The sequence below is a fragment of the Paenibacillus sp. 1011MAR3C5 genome, assembly GCF_003591485.1.
Classification (GTDB): Bacteria; Bacillota; Bacilli; order Paenibacillales; family Paenibacillaceae; genus Pristimantibacillus.
In genome coordinates this window covers 20,258-38,571 of record NZ_QZCF01000006.1, presented here as the reverse complement: position 1 = coordinate 38,571, position 18,314 = coordinate 20,258, and the positions used below count along the sequence as shown (strand labels likewise).

Sequence of the window (18,314 nt, the reverse complement as noted above, 5' to 3'; positions counted from 1 at the left end):
ACAAGCCTATGGAGCTTACATCTACAAAACCGTTTACGCCGTGCTGCATTCGCCGCATGATGCGGAAGACGTGACCCAGGAAGTGCTCCTGCTCATCTATCGCTCTCTCCCGAATTGCCGAATGGATGGGCTGAAGACCTGGATTACCCGAATCGCCGTTAATCGGGCTATTGATTTCAAGCGAAGCAAGGCGAGAAGGCCCGAGCAGCTCATGGAGCAGGAGACCGTGGATCTGCAGAAGACGGAGTTTCAGACAGATGGCATGCTAAGCGCCTTGCCTGCTCCGGCAGCTGAATCCATCGCGCTGCACGCGGAAGAACTCAGGTACATACATGCCCGGGTTGATGAGTTGCCGGATCGTTATCGAGAAGTGATACATGCCTTTTATATTGAGGAAAAAAGCTATGAGCAAATTGCAGACGAAACGGGGCTGGAGCGCAAAAGCGTAGAGTCCAGGCTTTACCGCGCCCGGAGTTGGATGAGGCGGCATTGGCGAAAGGAGGACTTTGAATGAATGGAATGGAAGCGGGACATCTGACGGATGTACAATTGCGGGGATATATCCGCAACGAGCTGCCTCCAGGCGAGCGCGAGCGTGCGGACTTGGAACTGGAAGTTTGCGAGGGCTGTCTATGGCGGTTCATGGCCATGATGGAGGAAGCGGACCAGGCGGATGATCCGTTATGGACGGAAGGCGGACTGCCCGACATGGCGCGAATAGAAGAATCGGTAATGGCTGCACTACTACGTACGGATTCAGTGGAGACGACGCATACGTCCCAATCAATCGAAGTTGCTCCTACGCCAGCGCTTGACCGGCTGCCAATAGTCATGGAAGATGAAGCGCAGGAGACGAAGCTCCTTGAGCTGGCAGACGATACAAAGCAAGCGCAGCTTGAGAAGCAACAAGAGGGGCGGAAGCAATCGGAAAAACGCGCGACGCAAGGACGCGGCTCATGGCTGCAGCATCCTGTTACGCATTATACAATCGCAGCCTCCATCACACTGATGCTGCTGGCTACAGGCGCTTTGACAAGTTTCTCCGAGTCGCTGCAGCACTTGCATGAAATAGACCCAAACCAAATCCCGCCATATAACGTTGGAGCGGAATGGATGGCGGAGCCTTCCTGGTCGGACCGGCTGGTCAATCAAGCGGGGAACTGGCTCGACGGCATTCAATCCTGGCGGTTCAAATAATCGAGAGTGAAAGGAAGTATGAGATATGATGGACAAAAGCCCGCTAGTTGCGTTTTTTCTTTCTTTTATTCCCGGCGCGGGGCATCTGTATCTGAGAAGGCCGATTCGAGCCCTGCTCTATGGGGGAGGATTTTTTGGCGCTATTGCCTTGGCTTTATTTATCTTGGTTGTAAGCGGAGGCTCTAGCGAGGAAGTTGGGATCATTCTGCTGTTCATCGCGGCCGTATTCGGCTTTATCAACATGCTGGACATGATCATTACGCTTGTATCGGGCAAGGTGTTCACGCCGCAGGCAACGCATGGTTATATGCCGCATGGCGAATATCCTGGAAGCAACGCGTCGCATGCAGGCCCTCCGCCTCCGTATGGTCCTGCCGGCTTCCAGAGTGCAGCGTATAACCAGCAGGGTGCTGCCCCGGGACCAGGTTACGCTCCGCGGCCTGATTATGAGCTGGAGCAAATGAAGAGCAAAACGATACTAATGTCGATTATTCCCGGCCTTGGCCACATGAATCTGGGCTTGATGCAGAGAGGCATAACGTTCTTGGTCTCTTTCGTGGGCTTGTTTGCGATAACGCTGTTTTTGAGCTTCATCACCAACTCGGGTTCGCTGCTAGTGTTTCTTCTGGCGCTGCCTGTCATCTGGATATACAGCATGTTCGATGCTTCCAGCCTAGTGCAGCAGAAGATGCGTGGCGAGCTGCTGGAGGACAAATCGCTGTTCGAAGGCATTGAAGCTCATATTGCTTCCGGTCAAAAGAACAGAGTGCTGACGATTGCGCTGGCGATCTTCCCGGGAGCGGGACATCTCTATCTCGGCTTGCAAAAGAGAGGTCTGCAGCTTATGGGTGGGTTCCTTCTCGCGATCTACATTATGGATAATTTGCGACTCTCGTTGTTCCTGTTCCTGCTGCCGTTGTTTTGGTTCTTCGCTTTCTTCGATGCCCTGACCCAGCTTTCCCGCTATGGGCGCCAGCAGATGAACGATGAGCCGCTATTGCCAGCATTTGTGCCGTACCAACGCTGGCTCGGCATTGGCCTGCTCGGCTTCGGCGTCTATTTTCTGATTGATCGCATTTTACTCGGCGTGGTCTTCAGGAATTGGCCGGGATTGTATCATCAATATGTGCAATACAAATATATGCTGCCTACCGCTATCATCGCTTTCGTCATGATCGTCATCGGCTTGCGTCTTGCATTTGGCCGCCGCAGCTTGCTTGGCAACAGCACACCGTCTGCCAGCGTGCCGCCGCCGCGGTTTGAAGACAAGGGAGGAGACGGAAGATGAACATGCACAGGCCTGTCAATCCGTACCCTGCCGAGCCCTATCCGTCTGCGGCTGCGAAGCCGGCTGAACGGGAGTGGCGTGTCGGCTCGCTGTCGATGGGCATTACGCTCATTCTGATCGGCACGGCCTTTGCCGTATCGATCTGGCAGAATACAGAAGCATACGAGCTGTTATTATGGGTAGCGCCTGTCGTATTTATTTTGCTGGGCGTGGAACTGCTAATCTATCTGAAAACATCGGGAAAATCGAATACGATTATTCGGTACGATTGGCTTAGTGTGTTTTTTGTGGGTTTGCTTGGCCTGGGGAGCCTGGTGCTGTCGCTGCTGATGTCGTCAGGCGTTTATGGCGAATTGCAGCGGGAGATCAATATGATCACCAGGACGGCGTATGTTGAAAGCGGGAAGGTCGAAGTACCGAAGGAGATAAAAAAGATTGTCGTACAGTCTGCCCTCTATGTGAGTGTAGAAGAAGCGGATACGAATAAGCTTCAGTTGATCGGACAGATCCGCTATCGCTCGATGGAGCCGATGTCGAATCAGAATGAACTCATTCATACGACTATAGTGGGCTCTTCGTTGTATGTATTCGTGAATGCGCCAGATATGAATAGCGGTGTCCTGACCTCAGATTCCATTAGTCCCGGCTTGATTGTAACGTTACCAAAGGGCCTGGAAGTGGAGCGGCGCCCTTACTAGCCGGAAGAGTAGTAACGGTGGTCAAAGCCTTGTGCCTGATGGCGCGGAGCCGGAGCTACGCTGCGGTGTCGGAATCCGCTTTGATAACCGCCGGTTTGCTGCCTATCAGCTTCTCAGCGAAAGCGGCGGCAGACAAGATAACGAGCAGGCCCGCAAGCGTACAGGCTACAGATACGGGTATAATCCACACGCTCGGAGGTTGGGTGAAAAACGGAATTAAGGCAACTGCCAGTATCGGTGGCGCGTTCCAGTTTAATTTCTTCATCAGGCCGAGGACAATGAGAAGTGTTGCCAATAAAGAGAGAATACCCGTGCTCAGATGAACGAACAGAGAGCCGATAGCTGATGCTGTAATGGCTCCCACTGCAATGTTCCTTAGCTCAGTATGATTAAGCGGCCGCGAAATAAACAGCAGGCTGAAGGCGCCAAGCGTAGGGAAGAACAAGGAATGCATCTGGGGAATGTGGGATGAAACCCAATAAATAAATAGGATATAGGAACAAATTGCGTAGGTTTTCAGTTGCATCAATAATACCGCCTTTAAGGGAAAAGAATGAATTCGGGTTACTGCCTGCATTATTGTACCCCTGAGACGAGTGAACCGTCAACATTATGGCTATTGGATAAGTAGGAATAGCGTTAAAAAGAAGCGAACATGCTGTATAATCAAATAAGCCCTCCGAGAGATCGGAAGGGCTTGTTATGGAGGTTCATATGCTGCTGCATAAAGGAGAAACGTTGTTCAGACAAGGCGAAACGGGTGATTTATTTCATATTAAAAGCGGAATGCTCAAAATTATGCGAATCCATGAGAACGGTAATCCGTTCCTTGTGAATATCATTGTGGCAGGAGAGACGATTCCCCATCACTCGCTTCTCAGCCCGATGGCCTATCATGGGACCGCCGTTGCGCTAGTCACTTGCGAGATTGAGCGGATCTCTCCTGAGCGATGGTACGATGAGCTTAACCGCGATGCGGCAAAAAGCAAGGATATCGCGCTGCTGCTTCAGAGCAAGCTACGCATGATGCAGCAGCGTATTGACCAGCTGACGCAGGTAACGCCTGCTGACAAGCTGGCCAAGCTGCAACAATGGTTTCAGACGTATATTGCGCCGCAGACCATTACCGATATTTTGACCCAAGATGAAATCGCGCAGCTGATTGGGCTGCGTCGCGAGACCGTCAACCGTCTGCTGCGGGAGCAAGCACGGCATGCATAGATTTACGCCCCAGCCGCTTCGATATCGGCCTTCGGCCCGAAAAATTCATAATGAATATCTTCGCTAGGCACTCCCCATTTAATCAAGGAAGCTTTGACACTCTGCATGAAAGGCACAGGTCCGCATAAATAATAGGCTGCATTGCGATCTCCGAGGACAGATTGGAGCCAGGCCAGCTCAATACGCCCTTCTTTATGATAGACTTGCGCTTCGCGATCCCTTTCCGTAGGAAGCTCATAACAATAGTGAACGGAAATCTTGGCACTGCTCCGCGCAACGTCCTCGACCTGTTGTCTTAAAGCATGCATCTTACCGTCTTGGGCAGCATGGATAAAGGTGACGGCTCGCTCCGGATAGTGCTCGGCTAGTGTATTCAGCATGCTGACCATCGGTGTGAGGCCTACGCCGCCGCTAAGAAGTACAACAGGACGCTCGTCCGCGGTATTAAGAACGAAGTCGCCGGCAGGAGCCGAGAGATGCAAGATATCCCCCTCCGCTACCTGTTCATGCAGGTAGGTAGATACGATACCCGCAGGACGATTATCGGTATCTCCTTCACGTTTGACGGAGATACGGTAATAGGGCTTTCCTGGAGCATCGGACAGACTATATTGTCTAATATGCGTGTTGTTCTCGCCCGGGATGTTCAACTTGACGCTCACATACTGTCCAGGCTCGTAAGATGCGATCTCGCGGCTGTCTTCAGGAACCAGATAGAAAGAGGTAATGACGGAGCTCTCCTGCACCTTCCGCTGCACTCGGAATGGCCGGAAGTCTTCCCAGCCGCCAGCCTGACGATGGGATTGCTCATACATTTCGGCTTCGACTCCGATGAAGGCATCGGCAATTACCCCGTAAGCCTCCGCCCAGGCTGCCAGGATTTCATCCGTAGCCGCTTCTCCAAGAACATCTTTGATTGCCATTAACAAGTATTTGCCGACAATAGGGTAATGCTCCGGCTTTATGCCAAGACTGCGATGCTTATGAGCAATTTGCTTCACCGCCGGAATGATAGCTGCCAGATTGTCGATGTGTACAGCCGCCGCATAGACTGTATTGGCAAGGGCGGTCTGTTGTCTGCCTTGCTTTTGATTGGCATGATTGAATATATTCAGCAGCTCGGGATGAGCCTCGAACATGAGTCCGTAGAAGCGCTTCGTAATAGCAACCCCATGCACTTCCAGCACCGGTACCGTGGATTTAATGATCCCAATGGATTGTGCGCTTAACATGAAACATCCTCCCTTTATGGTTTGATCGTCAGACATTACGCATAGGCGACTCGCCATCGGAACGCCGCAACATCTGTTTCATAAACTTAGTATAAGGGAGCAGCACATATCGACCTGTGATTCCAATCACAGCAATCCGCAACGATTTGTGACCGTGCAGGCGAAAATGCGATAGTTATTGAGGAAGTTTATTCGTGTTCAGTGCTTCCTTCACCATCTCCATGGAAGCGACGATTCGATAATTGCCTCTGAGCGGGACATATCCGAGCTCCCGGTTAATGGCGAGGATTGGCGCATTCATCGAATCATTGTCTGTACGAATATAATCTGCACCGCGTTGTTTGCCCACGCGGATCGTCTCCAGCTTAAGGGCATGCCCTACCTTTTTGCCGCGATATGTCCGATCCACTCCTGTGTACTCGTGATAGAGCCCGTTCGTAGCGGCAATATAGAGCACATTGGTCATGCCAACGAACCGATCACCGTCAGCGGCGATCAGGACAAGCTCAGGCGCAAAGCCGTCTACTTGCAGGTTCCACTTTTTCCACTCGATAAAGTCCGGCACATCTCCGAGGAAGCTTGGAACATCCCTTAGGGTCGCGCATGCCAGCTCGTAGAGCTTGCGCTCGCTCTCTTCCCCCGGTTCATCCGCCAAAGTCAGAAGCCTTAAGCCATTGCACGCCAGAATAGCCTCCGGCTCCACTTCCATCAATTCCAATGATGTATCCTTCAAGTGCAAGACGGATTGATACGCATGCCGTTCGATTATAAAACCTCTTCGCTTGGCAAACTCCAATGCGCGGGGGTGGTCGTCCCATACTTCTGACATCAATGAGGAAGCCCCAAGCTGCTCCGCCCAATCGTAAGCATGGCGAAGCAGCGCGTCCCCGATTCCTTTCTCGCGTGAACCCGGATCGACTACGAGCGTCATGCATAGATAGCCTGGCTCCGTCCAGGGCGCTCGCCAGACCCAGATATAACCGACGATATCATTGCTGGCATTAACGGCTACACGGCGTGAGCGATCATAGCCGGCCAGCATGCCGTTCTCATCCATCCAGGTTGAGCCTACCTCATACAGCTTGCGGTCATCCTCTTCCAGACGCTCTGCGGAGGCTGGCTCCGACCAATAGCCGCTCAGCAGCACGGCCAGCTGCTGGTAATCATGAGGAAGCTGTAATTCACGTATACGAAATGACATCGAACCACCATCTTTCCCTTTATATAGCTCAAAGTATGAGGCAACTGAGGGAAGGAGTGTAGGGAAAGATTGGTTATGAAGCAATTGTTACTAAGGAGTCATACACGCCGCTGTTGCGATTATGTGGGAGATTCAGCTGGTATGCAATATCCAATCATTTACAAAAGATTATCTCGGCGAGCGATGCCGTTTTGATAGAATGAGGGCGTATTCAGGTTCATGGAGGTGATCAAAGGGACAAGACCAAGTTGTCATGGCAAGACAGCACACAGAAATGGTCATATTATGGAATGGAGGGAAATCGTAAAATGAATGGGTATAAAAGAATCGTCTCCTTTTTGTTGTCAGCGGTGTTGATCATCGGCGTATGGCCAATCGGACAAGCTGGTGCTGAGGGACCATCTGATCCCGCACCCGTGCTTATGCCGGTCGGCACGCCTAACGGAAAGTCCGTCTTGTTCGATAATTCGCATGGACAGACGGCAGGAGCGGCGGACTGGGTCATAGACGGCGCTTTTTCCGCATTTGGATCAGCGCTGGCCGATGAAGGCTATTATGTAAAGGAACACCGCAAGTCCGGCCAGTTAACGGAGGGTGATCTAACCGGGTATGATGTATTCGTTATTCCGGAAGCCAATATTCCATTCAAGCCAAGCGAACAGCAAGTATTAGCCGACTATGTAGAGGATGGCGGCAGCATCTTCTTCATAGCGGATCATTATAATGCGGACCGCAACAAGAACCGTTGGGATTCCTCTGAGGTATTCAACGGCTACCGCCGAGGGGCCTGGGCTGATCCGACGGCTGGCATGAGCGCAGAAGAAGCTTCCTCTGCAGCGATGCAAGATGTAGCCAGCTCAGACTGGCTGTCGGATGAATTCGGCATGCGCATCCGGTACAATGCGCTGGGCAACGTGAACTCCGGCACCATCGTACCCCCGGCGCAAGCCTTCGGCATTACGGCAGGCGTAGGTACGGTAACGATGCATGCCGGTTCGACTGTTGCGATTACCGATCCGGAGAAGGCGAAGGGAATCGTCTATATGCAGACGACAAGCGCGGCTTGGCCTAACGCCGTCGATCAAGGCGTCTACAATGGCGGAGGCATCGCAGAAGGCCCGTATGCAGCCATTGCCAAGAAGGGGCTGGGCAAAGTAGCGGTTATTGGCGATTCCTCGCCCGTTGAGGATATTACGCCGAAATATAAGCGGGAGGAGACGGGCAGTACGAAGACCACCTATGACGGGTGGTATGAGATGGACAATGCGGTGTTGTTGACCAACATCATCGATTGGTTGGCTGCGCAAGAGAGCTATACGGATTTGACGCAAGTACCAGGTCTCACACTGGATAACGCTACAACACTGCTTTCCATGGAGAATCCGCAGACCTCTACGGAGCCGCAATTCGAGCCGTGGTCACCGCCTGCAACAGGCTATAGGTGGTGGGACCCGTCTACGTTCAAGTCTGGTTCTTATGGATACTCGGACGTTGACCCTCCCAATCCCCCTGACGACGGCGTTGAGACGTTCGAAAGCGGGGTGAAGGGAGCATACACGACGGGAACGGTCACGCTGGACAGCGGCTCCTGGACGTTCGACAATGCACTTATCGGAGATATGACAACAGACAAGAAGGTTGGCAGCAAAGCGGCACGCGTTCGTGCGGAAGGCTCCATCTACATGAATGCTGACGTGACTGGTGTTCAGAGCATCAAGGTGCAGCACGCGCATTTCGGCGCGGATAGCGGAGCGACGTGGAAGCTGCAAAAATCGCATAACGGCGGAGCAACATGGAGCGATATCGGGGGACCATACGCCAGCGGTTCTTCGCTTGCGGAGCAGACCATCGCTGTCAATGAAAGCGGCAGCGTCCGCTTCAAGATCGTCGTCAGTGGCGTCTCGGGCAAGCGGCTGAATTTTGATCAATTCCAGATCGTTCCGCTGGCTACCGAGTTGCTGCTGGAGACATTCGAGAATGGCGTCAAGGGAGCTTACGCATCAGGCACGATTACACTGGACAGCGGAAGCTGGTCGTTCGACAATGCGCTGATCGGCGACCTGGCAACGGACAGGAAGACAGGAGCCAAATCGGCGAGGCTGCGCGCAGCGGGATTAATCGCCATGAACTTCGACATTGCGGGCGGCGTGAAGAGCATCAAGGTGCAGCATGCCAATTTCGGCTCGGACACCGGGGCGACATGGAAGCTGCAGAAGTCCGTCAACGGCGGCGTCACTTGGACGGATGTCGGCGGCCCGTATTCCAGCGGCTCATCACTCGCAGAACAAACCGTAAGTGTGAACGAAAGCGGCAGCGTCAGGTTTAAAATCGTAGCCGGCGGTACATCAGGAAAACGATTGAACCTGGATCAATTCATTATCGTACGTTAGACGGACATACGAAAAAAGAGGCGGCTGATCAGAAACGATCAGCTGCCTCTTTCTATAGAAAGACGTAATGTCTAGGTTGCTACTGCATTGTACGTCATAATCCAGATCGAGCCCGCCACAATCGTCAGCATGATGACCAAGCCGAAGATCAGGGAGATCAGGTTGTAACGAGGTTTCTTCTCGTCCCGGATATGCATGAAGAACAAGAGCTGGACAGCGAATTGCAGAATCGCCATGACGAGAATTAGCACCGTTGTCGCTTGCTTGCTGAACATGCCATTCATGACGGCGACGAGCGGGATGATCGTCAGCACGATCGAGAGCAGGAAGCCGATGACATACGATTTCATGGAGCCGTGGCCGCCTTCATGGTTGCCATGATCGCCATGCCCTGTGTGAGCGTTATGGTTCGCCATCCTACATCACCCCCATCAGATACACGATTGTGAAGACAAAGATCCATACGACGTCAAGGAAATGCCAGTACAAGCTGACGATATTGACCTTGCGCTTCGTGACCGGCGTAATGCCGCGACGTCTGATCTGAATAATAAGCGCCGTCATCCATACGAGGCCAACCGTTACGTGAAGACCGTGCGTGCCAACCAAGGTAAAGAATGCGGACCAGTACGCGCTTGTGCCGATATTGGCGCCTTCATGCACGAGGTGGATAAACTCGTTTACTTCCAGATAGATAAAGGAAGCGCCAAGCAGTGCGGTAATGATCAGCCAAGTGATCAACCCTTTTTTGTTGCCTTTGTTCATCTCCAGCAGGGCGATGCCGCTGGTGAAGCTGCTTGTTAGCAAGATGAACGTCGATGCGATGATGCCCGGCATCTCGATCAGCTCACTGCCAAGCGGGCCGCCTGCGAAGTTGTTCCGCAGGACGACATATGTGGCGAATAGTGTGCCGAATAGAATAACGTCAGTTATGAGGAAGAGCCAGAAGCCAAATGTCTTCATCTCTTCCTGGTCATGATGGTCATGGCCGTGACCGTGGTCGCCACCGTGGCTTCCGTGGCCGGCATGGGCGAGGTGCCCCTTGTTTTTTATTGCTTCTGCCATTAGTGAGCCCCCCTTGCAGCGGCTTCGGTCCGCTCAACTTCTTCGACCGGGATATAGTAATCCGTATTATAGGTAAAGGATCGAACCAGCATACTCACGATGACGCCGCCGAGTCCAAGTACAATCATCCATTTCCAATCCCAGACAAAGCCGAAGCCGGCAGTGAACCAGAAAGCAGACATGACGAACGGTACGCCGGAGTTGCGCGGCATATGAATCGGTTCGAGCGGAGCTTGCTCTGCTTGCACAACCTCTGGAGCATCGGCTTCGCCTCTTAGGCGGCGTTGCTTCTTCTCCCACCAGTCGTCTTGTTCTGTAACGACAGGAATACGTGCGAAGTTGTACATTGGAGCAGGCGATGGAATCGACCATTCCAGTGTGCGGCCATCCCAAGTATCTCCGGTTTTCTCTTTCTTGTAGAACCTGATGCTATGCGCAATCTGCCATACCTGGAACAGGAACGCGATACCCATCAGGAATCCGCCTACCGTCGACACGACGTTGAGCGGCTGCCAGCCCATATCGAAGTTGTATTCGTTGAAGCGGCGAGTCATACCCATCAGGCCAAGCGCGTATTGCGGCATGAAGCAGACATAGAAGCCGATATTCCAGAACCAGAATGCCCATTTGCCCAAACCTTCATGAAGCTTGAAGCCGAACATTTTTGGCCACCAGTAGTACAAGCCTGCGAAGTAACCGAATACGACGCCGCCGATGAGCACTTGGTGGAAGTGAGCAATCAGGAAATAACTGTTGTGGAACTGGAAGTCAGCAGGCGCTACCGATAGAAGCACCCCGGTCATACCACCAATGACGAAGCATGGGATAAAGGCGACCGTCCACATCATCGGTGTCGGGAAGCTGAGCTTGCCTCGATACATCGTGAACAGCCAGTTGAACACTTTGACACCGGTCGGTATCGCGATCAACATGGTTGTAACGGCGAAGAATGCATTGACATTCGCGCCGGAGCCCATCGTGAAGAAGTGATGCGCCCAAGTAAAGAAGGAGAAGAAGCTGATGGACATCAAGGCGAATACCATCGATTTGTAGCCGAACAGCTTTTTCTTCGAGAAGGCCGAGACAATCTCGGAGAAAATACCGAATGCCGGCAAAATTACGATGTACACTTCCGGGTGACCCCACATCCAGATGAGGTTGATATACATCATCGGGTTGCCGCCGCCGTCGAGGGTGAAGAAGTGAGCCCCCAGGTAGCGATCCAGGAACAACAGGAACAGGGTAACCGTCAAGATTGGGAATGCAAAAATAATCGTTGTACATGAAGACAGAACGGACCAGGTGAACATCGGCATCTTCATCAGCTTCATGCCTGGCGCGCGCATCTTCAGGATCGTTACGATAAAGTTTATGCCGGTTGCCAAGGAGCCGATACCGGATATCTGTATGCCCCATATATAGAAGTCCTGGCCGACGCCCGGACTGCCTGACAGCCCTGACAGAGGCGGATAGGCGAGCCAGCCCGCATCCGGCGAACCGCCGATAACGAACGAGACGTTGAACAGCATAGCTCCGAAGAAGAACATCCAGAAGCTTAAGGAGTTCAGGAACGGGAACGCGACGTCGCGCGCGCCGATCTGGAGCGGAACGACAATGTTGAACAAGCCGAACATAAGCGGCATGGCCATGAACAGAATCATGATAACGCCATGCGTTGTGAATATCGCGTTATAATGCTCCGCATTCAGGAATTCCACCTGCGGGGCAGCCAGCTGCATCCGCATGAGCAGGGCGTCAACCCCGCCGCGGAACAACATCAGAATAGCTGCGATGATATACATAATGCCGATTTTTTTATGATCGACAGAGGTTAGCCACTCCGTCCATAGCCAGCGCCATTTCTTGAAATACGTGAGGATGAATACGATGGCTACCATGGTAATCGCAATCGATACCTGGGCTCCGAGAATGAGGGGATCGCCCGTCACGAAAAACTCGGATGAAAAATCTTTGATCTTATCCCACATGAGCTAGTTCTCCTTTCGATAACGGTACGTTAATGGCCCGCATGTCCGTTGTGTTGATCTGATGCGTCGGCCGTTTCGGTCTCGCTATCGTTGTTCTTGCTGCTTGCTTCATTCTTCGAAGTGTCCGAGCTTGCGCCATGATGCGAGTGCGCGCCGCTGCTGCCTTCTTCGACATATTGCGTTACGATTTGCTCGAACAGTCCTTCAGGGAAGCTGGAGAACTGCTGCACGTCAGAGCGGCCCGGCTTTTGCAATTCCTTATAGCCGTCCAAGGTCAGGGCAGGAGCGTCTTTCTTCACTTCCTGAATCCAAGCATCGTACTCCTCTTGGGAGACGGCATCGGCCTTGAAGGTCATCTGGGCAAAATCCTTGCCGTTGAAGTTGGCGCCCGAGCCGTAGTAGCTTCCCAGTTCATCGGCTTGCAGATACAGCGTCATGGCCATGCCGGACATGGAGTAGAGCTGGCCGCCAAGCTGCGGAATCCAGAAGGAGTTCATCGCCGTGTCGGATGTCAGCTGGAAGCGGACCGGCACGTCTTCCGGGAACTTCACATAGTTGACTGTCGCGATATCCTCATCCGGATACTTGAACAGCCACTTCCAATCCATCGAGGTTACTTGTATCGTAATCGGCGCCTTTTCGGACGCGATTGCCCGGGACGGCTCCAACTTGTAAGTATAGTTGATCGTTACGGCCGCAAGGATAATGATGATCACGATCGGAATGCTCCACCATGTCACTTCCAGCTTCGTGTTGTGCTCCCAATTCGGCTTGTATTTCGCTTTGCTGCCTGGGCGGTCGCGGTAGCGCCATACGATAACAGCCGTCATGACAAGCACCGGGATAATAATGACTGCGCACAGAACGGTTGATATGATAATCAAGTCCTTCTGTGATTGCCCGATCGGCCCTTTCGGATCGAGCACGATGTACTGCTCGCTGCAGCCTGAGAGCAGGAAGACCATCGCTAGGAAGAGCCCTGCTGTCAGCATTCGATAATTACGTCTCATCACGGTTCCAACTCCTTAAAGGTTTGTGAAGCATAAAGCCAAAAGCGAATGCATGGCTTGTGAACAAACCTAGCTACGGAAGCGTTCGCTTAGGTTTGTGAAGCATAAAGCCAAAAGCGAATGCATGGCTTGTGAACAAACCTAGCTACGGAAGCGTTCGCTTAGGTTTGTGAGGCAAAGCTTATGCGCTTTGAAAGCATGACTTAAGGTTTGTGAACCAAAGCACATGCTGGAATACTCACAGTCGACTTGCTTCGTCCGCAAGCTCTTAAAATAGCTTACGACTAACATAGCAGATTCGAAACGCTGTGGCTGTAGGGTTAACAATTACGTAAACAATTCGACTTTTTTCCGCCATATATTATTCACGAGTTAGACATATGGTTGAAAATAGCCCAATAAACAGTCATTTCTAGGAAAATTACATGGCCTATCCCTATGCGCTTATAGGGATTTTGAAGAGGGAAATGTGAGCATGAAAAAAGCCCGCCCGCTTCTTATTAATAAAGAAGCGGGCGGGCTTGGACTGTCGCCGATGCCGTTAATGTTCCTTGTCGGATAATCCGGATGTGGCCGACTCTGATTGATTGTTGTTGCTGTTCAGTCTCGCATGAACGAGACCAATCGCCGTACCAATTACATAAATGTGAACACTGCCTACGAGAAATCCGATTCCGACCATGAGGCCGATATTTTTATCGCTGAAATGACTTAAGTTAATGAGGCATAAGAGGAAGCCGATGCCGAGAACACCCCAAGCTATCGCAGTCATCACATTGACGAGACGCTTCACGTCGGATTTCGTTGGGCCAAGCTGGCTGATCGTTGCCGTTTTTGTAGTCATATCAAACACTCCTAATTTGAGAATGAAAGTGCTTTCTTATCCATACTATACCACATATTATGTCGTTTGTTCAAAGAAAATTCACTTTTTGCACATAAAATAGACATAAAAGCACGTTGGAGAAATGAAAAGCTGAGCAATAAGGAGCAATACGGAGATTTTTGAAGCTGGCAAGGGGCAAGTTTGTGTCAGATGTGATAATGGGGAGTTAGCGCTGCATAGAGACAATCTTGTGGATTTGCAAAAGGGGCAAATAAAACTGTGAGGAAACGCTAATTGTGCGAAGTCGGCGAAAATGAGGATTAGTGTTGCGAGGAAACGTTAATCGCTCTGTCACATACTCAGCATATAAAAGACGGCCTGCAGAACTATCCTGCAGGCCGTCTTGCCGATTACGCTAGTCGGTCCACCACCGCTTCAGATCATTCCACCACGAGCGAGGCTTTTGCATCTTGCCGTTGCGGGTTCCGCCTTGGCCCTCTCCATGCTCTCCGCCATTGCCGGCATCCACGGGAGAGCCGCACACCTCTGTCGGCTCCGTACCGGCCAGGAACGACTCCAGTCGGCGATTCGGACAAGTCGCCGCCGCAAGCTTGCCGGATGCCGGATCGATGAGGACGTTCACGACGCCTTCCGGCACGCGGAAGTACTTCGGAGGCACGGCGGATAGCGTGCCTTCAATGAACCGGGCAAAGATCGGAGCCGCCCGGTGCGCCTCGGCGACCGTCAGCTTGCGGTCCTTGTCATAGCCAACCCAGACAGCAGCCGCCAGCTCAGGCGTATAGCCTACGAGCCATGCGTCAGTGGCCGTGGTTCCTGTTTTGCCGGCAATAGGGCGCTTGATCGTCGCCGCCACCCGGTGCGCCGTACCGCCGTCGTCGAAGACACTCTCGAGCAGGCTCGTCATGACATAAGCTTCCGCAGCCGTAATGACCTGCTCCTCCTTGGGCTTCGCTTCATATAATACGTTCCCTTTGCGGTCTACAATACGCAGGATAGCGACTGGATCCACCCGAAGCCCTGCATTGGCGAAAACGCCGTAGGCGGAGGCCATCTCGAACGGACTTACCGGAAACGTTCCCAGCGCCAGCGAAGGTACGGTCTGCATGCGGCTGCGTACGCCAAGCTTCCGTGCGGTCTCGATCACCTTATCCGCTCCAACCGTCATAATGGTATTGACGGCATAAATGTTGTCGGAGCCGCTGATCGCGGTACGCATGTCGATATAATCCTCAGCGTACTTGTCGCCATAATTATGAGGCTCATATGTTTTGCGGCCTTCATCGTAGCTGAATACCGTAGGCTCACTCTTGAAGCGCGTAACAGGCGACATGAAGCCGCTCTGCAGGGCTGACAAGTATAGGAAGGGCTTGAAGGCGGAGCCTGGCTGTCGCGTGCTGGCAAACACGCGGTTGTATTGATTTTTTGCATAATCCCTGCCTCCGACCATCGCCTTGATATAGCCGGTGCGCGGGTCGATGGCGATCAGCGCTGCTTGCTGCTCCGAACCCGACGGCATAATCTGCTTGATCGACTCTTCCGCCGCTGCCTGTGCTTCTTGATCAAGCGTCGTATAGATCGTAATGCCGCCTTCATTCAGCAGGGAGGAATCGATACCGATCTGCTCCACCGCCAGATAACGAATGTAGTCCCGGAAGTAAGGGGCGAAGCCCTCCTGCTGCATCGCGCCTAGCGGCTGAAATTTCAGTATCTCCGCATAAGCTGCCTGAGCCTGGTCTTCTGTAATCGAACCGCCTTCTTTCATGGCTTCTAGGATGATATATTGACGGTCTTTGGCGTTCTTCATATTTAAATAGGGAGAATAATATTTGGGTCCTTTCGGAATACCCGCCAGCATGGCGCTTTCGGCGAGCGACAGCTCGGAAGCATGCTTGTCGAAATACATCATGGCGGCCGCTTCGATCCCATACGAGCCGTGTCCGTAATAAATCTGATTCAAATACATGCCAAGAATATCGTCTTTGCTATAGTTCATCTCTAGCTGGGCGGTATACATAGCCTCCTTAAGCTTGCGCTGCCAGGTTCTTTCATGGCTGAGATAGAGATTGCGCGCTAGCTGCTGGGTTAGAGTACTGGCTCCCTGCTTCGTCGACATGCTCTGCACGTTCACGACGACCGCGCGGGCCATGCCCTTCAGGTCGAATCCGGCGTGATCATAGAATCTCCGGTCCTCAATCGCAAGGGTGGCATCCACCACATAGTGATTAATATCGGTTAAGGAGACGGAACGCCGATTCTCACCGGCATGAAAGGTATCGATAGTGTGACCCTGTATGTCAAGCATCTGCGAGGTCTGGCTGATCTTCGAAACGGGCAGCGCCTGCGAACGCAGATACAGATAGAGCCCCGCCATCAGGACGGCAACAGCTGCCAGAGCGATGGCCGAACGCCGAAGCCACTTCCGCAGCTTGAGGATATATGGAAGAAACCGCTCAGAGATATAAGGAAAGGCCAAGCGGCGTTTGACCAAGCTTTTCCGTCTGAAGAACGGGGGTATCCATTTGTTCATGCTGCCGACTCCCTTCCGCGTGTTGCTGATCTATTCTTTAGTATGGAAAAATGCGGAATCGGCTATTCACTTATCTAGAGATGTCGAATAATTGTTTGGTTCAATCTGGTTATAAACACATTATTATCTTGAACTCTGACAGTCTTTATGCGAGTATGTTGAGAATAACGGTCTGATCGGCACGGAAGCTGAGAATAGGGGAGAGAAAGAAATACTGCGGCCAGCCTCACCGTACCGACGGCAGCAGGCCGTCACTTGCTTTTGACTAACGGTGAATAAAGGCGGGCTGTTCCTATAGATATAGAAAAATACGGGGATGGTAGGATGAGTAACTTTATTGTGTCAACCAAGCAGCATGCCAAGACAGCATGGGGAATACAAGGTTTCCCGATTATTATGGTCATCAATATTTTTCTGGGCATATCCCATGCCTTCATCCTGCCCTTCAATTCTTTGTTCGGCATTGACGAAGTGGGAATGAGCAATACGACCTTCGGCATCTTTATGCTGGTCTCGTCGTTATGCGGCATTGTCCTTAGTACAGGAATCGCGAAGCTGTCCGACCGCGTGCCGGACCGTAAGTTCATTCTGATTCTATGCTCGGTGGCCGGCATCATCGGTTATCTGGGCTTTGCCTATTCGCGCGATTATTATGTGCTGCTCATTTTTTCTTCGGTATTCCTCGGGATTGCGTCCTCGACATTCTCTCAAGTATTCGCAATCGGAAGAGAGGCGCTCACAAGGTCCGATGTGCCCGCCAAGCAGGTGCCGCTGTACATGAACATATTGCGGACGATCTTTGCTCTGTCCTGGACAGTCGGGCCTGCGATTGCCTCTTATGTCCTTCTATTTATGGGCTTCACAGGACTGTTCGTCGTCGCCGCTACTTGCAATGCGGTCGTAGCGATCATTGCGCTGCTGTTCTTGCATCGCCGTAAGGATTCCGCCGGAGCGAAGTCGGAGAAGGCTAATATTCCGCTCAAAAAAATCGTGTTTCAGCCGACCATCTTCATCAACCTGGTCGCCTTTACGTTTATCTCGGCGGCGACCACGCTCAGTTCCATGAATATGGCGCAATTCGTAACGAAGGTACTGGGCGGAGGCAAGGAGGATATCGGCATCATCTTCAGCATTCCGCCGATCTTCGAAATTCCGTTCATGCTGGGCTTCGGCTATATGGCGACGAGAATGAAGAGCGACCGGCTTATTCGCCTTGGTGCGGTACTGGCTCTCGTCTATTTCTGCTTGCTATTTTTCGCCAATGCGACCTGGCATATCTTTTCCGTGCAAATCCTGAGCGCAGCTTACATCTCCATCACATCGGGGATCGCGATTACCTATTTCCAGGACTTCCTGCCAGAGATGCCGGGGACCGCAACGAACTTGTATTCCAATTCAAACAAGGTGGGCAATATGCTGGGCTTTGTGTTGTTCGGGCTCATCGCGGATGCTTTCGGCTATCGCAATGTATACTTGACTTGTGCCATCTTTACTCTGGCGGCAGTTGTGCTCTTGTTCGGGCTTAATCGGGCGAAAAGCGCATCAAACCAAGCGTCTGTAAGCGGATAGCGAAGGATTTCATGAATTTTTTGTGCAGGACGGTTCAAAAGGTTGCTTTTTTGGCTTGAAATACTATAATACAGGATGAAC

At 52.1% G+C, this 18,314-nt stretch carries 16 protein-coding genes; 7 read left to right on the top strand and 9 right to left on the bottom strand.

All coding sequences use genetic code 11. The features are described 5' to 3' along the window. Positions 1-40 precede the first annotated feature (40 nt). Genes D3P07_RS18225 through D3P07_RS18210 form a run of 4 tightly spaced genes read left to right on the top strand, consistent with a single transcriptional unit; the run spans position 41 to position 3,183 of the window. Positions 41-514: an RNA polymerase sigma factor gene (locus D3P07_RS18225; RefSeq protein ID WP_259391576.1), complete on the top strand. Its 474-nt coding sequence runs from the start codon at positions 41-43 to the stop codon at positions 512-514. Next, positions 511-1,197, top strand: coding sequence for a hypothetical protein (locus D3P07_RS18220; RefSeq protein WP_119801688.1), 687 nt, complete (start codon positions 511-513; stop codon positions 1,195-1,197). The genes D3P07_RS18225 and D3P07_RS18220 overlap by 4 nt, the downstream gene beginning before the upstream one ends. 25 nt (positions 1,198-1,222) lie before the next feature. Further along, positions 1,223-2,485: a hypothetical protein gene (locus D3P07_RS18215; RefSeq protein ID WP_119801687.1), complete on the top strand. Its 1,263-nt coding sequence runs from the start codon at positions 1,223-1,225 to the stop codon at positions 2,483-2,485. Then, complete coding sequence (locus D3P07_RS18210) at positions 2,482-3,183, top strand: hypothetical protein (RefSeq protein WP_119801686.1); 702 nt, start codon at positions 2,482-2,484, stop codon at positions 3,181-3,183. The genes D3P07_RS18215 and D3P07_RS18210 overlap by 4 nt, the downstream gene beginning before the upstream one ends. A 55-nt stretch (positions 3,184-3,238) precedes the next feature. On the opposite strand, the gene D3P07_RS18205 is transcribed toward D3P07_RS18210, so the two are convergent. Beyond that, a complete protein-coding gene (locus D3P07_RS18205; RefSeq protein WP_182914385.1) occupies positions 3,239-3,709 on the bottom strand; it encodes an HPP family protein in 471 nt (156 codons plus the stop codon). Positions 3,710-3,897: 188 nt separating this feature from the next. Here D3P07_RS18205 and D3P07_RS18200 point away from each other — a divergent pair, with 188 nt between their 5' ends. Further along, entirely contained in the window at positions 3,898-4,404 is a 507-nt protein-coding gene (locus tag D3P07_RS18200; RefSeq protein ID WP_119802026.1) for a Crp/Fnr family transcriptional regulator, read from the top strand. A 2-nt stretch (positions 4,405-4,406) separates the two neighbouring features. Here the strand turns inward: D3P07_RS18200 and hmpA are convergent, their stop codons facing one another. Further along, the gene (gene hmpA, locus D3P07_RS18195) at positions 4,407-5,636 is read right to left on the bottom strand and encodes an NO-inducible flavohemoprotein (protein WP_119801684.1); all 1,230 of its coding nucleotides are present in this window, start codon (positions 5,634-5,636) and stop codon (positions 4,407-4,409) included. Positions 5,637-5,811: 175 nt separating this feature from the next. Next, on the bottom strand, positions 5,812-6,837 hold the full coding sequence (locus D3P07_RS18190; protein WP_119801683.1) for a GNAT family N-acetyltransferase: 1,026 nt from the start codon (positions 6,835-6,837) through the stop codon (positions 5,812-5,814). A gap of 308 nt (positions 6,838-7,145) precedes the next feature. Here D3P07_RS18190 and D3P07_RS27625 point away from each other — a divergent pair, with 308 nt between their 5' ends. Further along, on the top strand, positions 7,146-9,227 hold the full coding sequence (locus D3P07_RS27625; protein ID WP_259391575.1) for an Ig domain protein group 2 domain protein: 2,082 nt from the start codon (positions 7,146-7,148) through the stop codon (positions 9,225-9,227). Positions 9,228-9,298: 71 nt separating this feature from the next. Here D3P07_RS27625 and cyoD read toward each other — a convergent pair whose 3' ends face one another. From cyoD to D3P07_RS18155, 6 genes are all read right to left on the bottom strand, one after another. Further along, positions 9,299-9,643 carry a cytochrome o ubiquinol oxidase subunit IV gene (cyoD, locus tag D3P07_RS18180; RefSeq protein ID WP_119801682.1) on the bottom strand — a complete coding sequence of 115 codons (345 nt, stop codon included), beginning with the start codon at positions 9,641-9,643 and terminating at the stop codon, positions 9,299-9,301. A 1-nt stretch (position 9,644) separates the two neighbouring features. Then, positions 9,645-10,292, bottom strand: coding sequence for a cytochrome aa3 quinol oxidase subunit III (gene qoxC, locus D3P07_RS18175; RefSeq protein ID WP_119801681.1), 648 nt, complete (start codon positions 10,290-10,292; stop codon positions 9,645-9,647). Further along, positions 10,292-12,280: a cbb3-type cytochrome c oxidase subunit I gene (locus D3P07_RS18170; RefSeq protein ID WP_119801680.1), complete on the bottom strand. Its 1,989-nt coding sequence runs from the start codon at positions 12,278-12,280 to the stop codon at positions 10,292-10,294. The genes qoxC and D3P07_RS18170 overlap by 1 nt, the downstream gene beginning before the upstream one ends. Positions 12,281-12,309: 29 nt before the next feature. Continuing rightward, positions 12,310-13,290 carry a ubiquinol oxidase subunit II gene (cyoA, locus tag D3P07_RS18165; RefSeq protein ID WP_119801679.1) on the bottom strand — a complete coding sequence of 327 codons (981 nt, stop codon included), beginning with the start codon at positions 13,288-13,290 and terminating at the stop codon, positions 12,310-12,312. A 541-nt stretch (positions 13,291-13,831) separates the two neighbouring features. Beyond that, positions 13,832-14,134, bottom strand: coding sequence for a hypothetical protein (locus D3P07_RS18160; protein ID WP_119801678.1), 303 nt, complete (start codon positions 14,132-14,134; stop codon positions 13,832-13,834). 397 nt (positions 14,135-14,531) lie between these two features. Further along, positions 14,532-16,664 carry a transglycosylase domain-containing protein gene (locus D3P07_RS18155; RefSeq protein ID WP_119801677.1) on the bottom strand — a complete coding sequence of 711 codons (2,133 nt, stop codon included), beginning with the start codon at positions 16,662-16,664 and terminating at the stop codon, positions 14,532-14,534. Between the two features lie 324 nt (positions 16,665-16,988). Here D3P07_RS18155 and D3P07_RS18150 point away from each other — a divergent pair, with 324 nt between their 5' ends. Next, entirely contained in the window at positions 16,989-18,233 is a 1,245-nt protein-coding gene (locus D3P07_RS18150; RefSeq protein ID WP_119801676.1) for a sugar efflux transporter, read from the top strand. Positions 18,234-18,314: the final 81 nt, after the last annotated feature.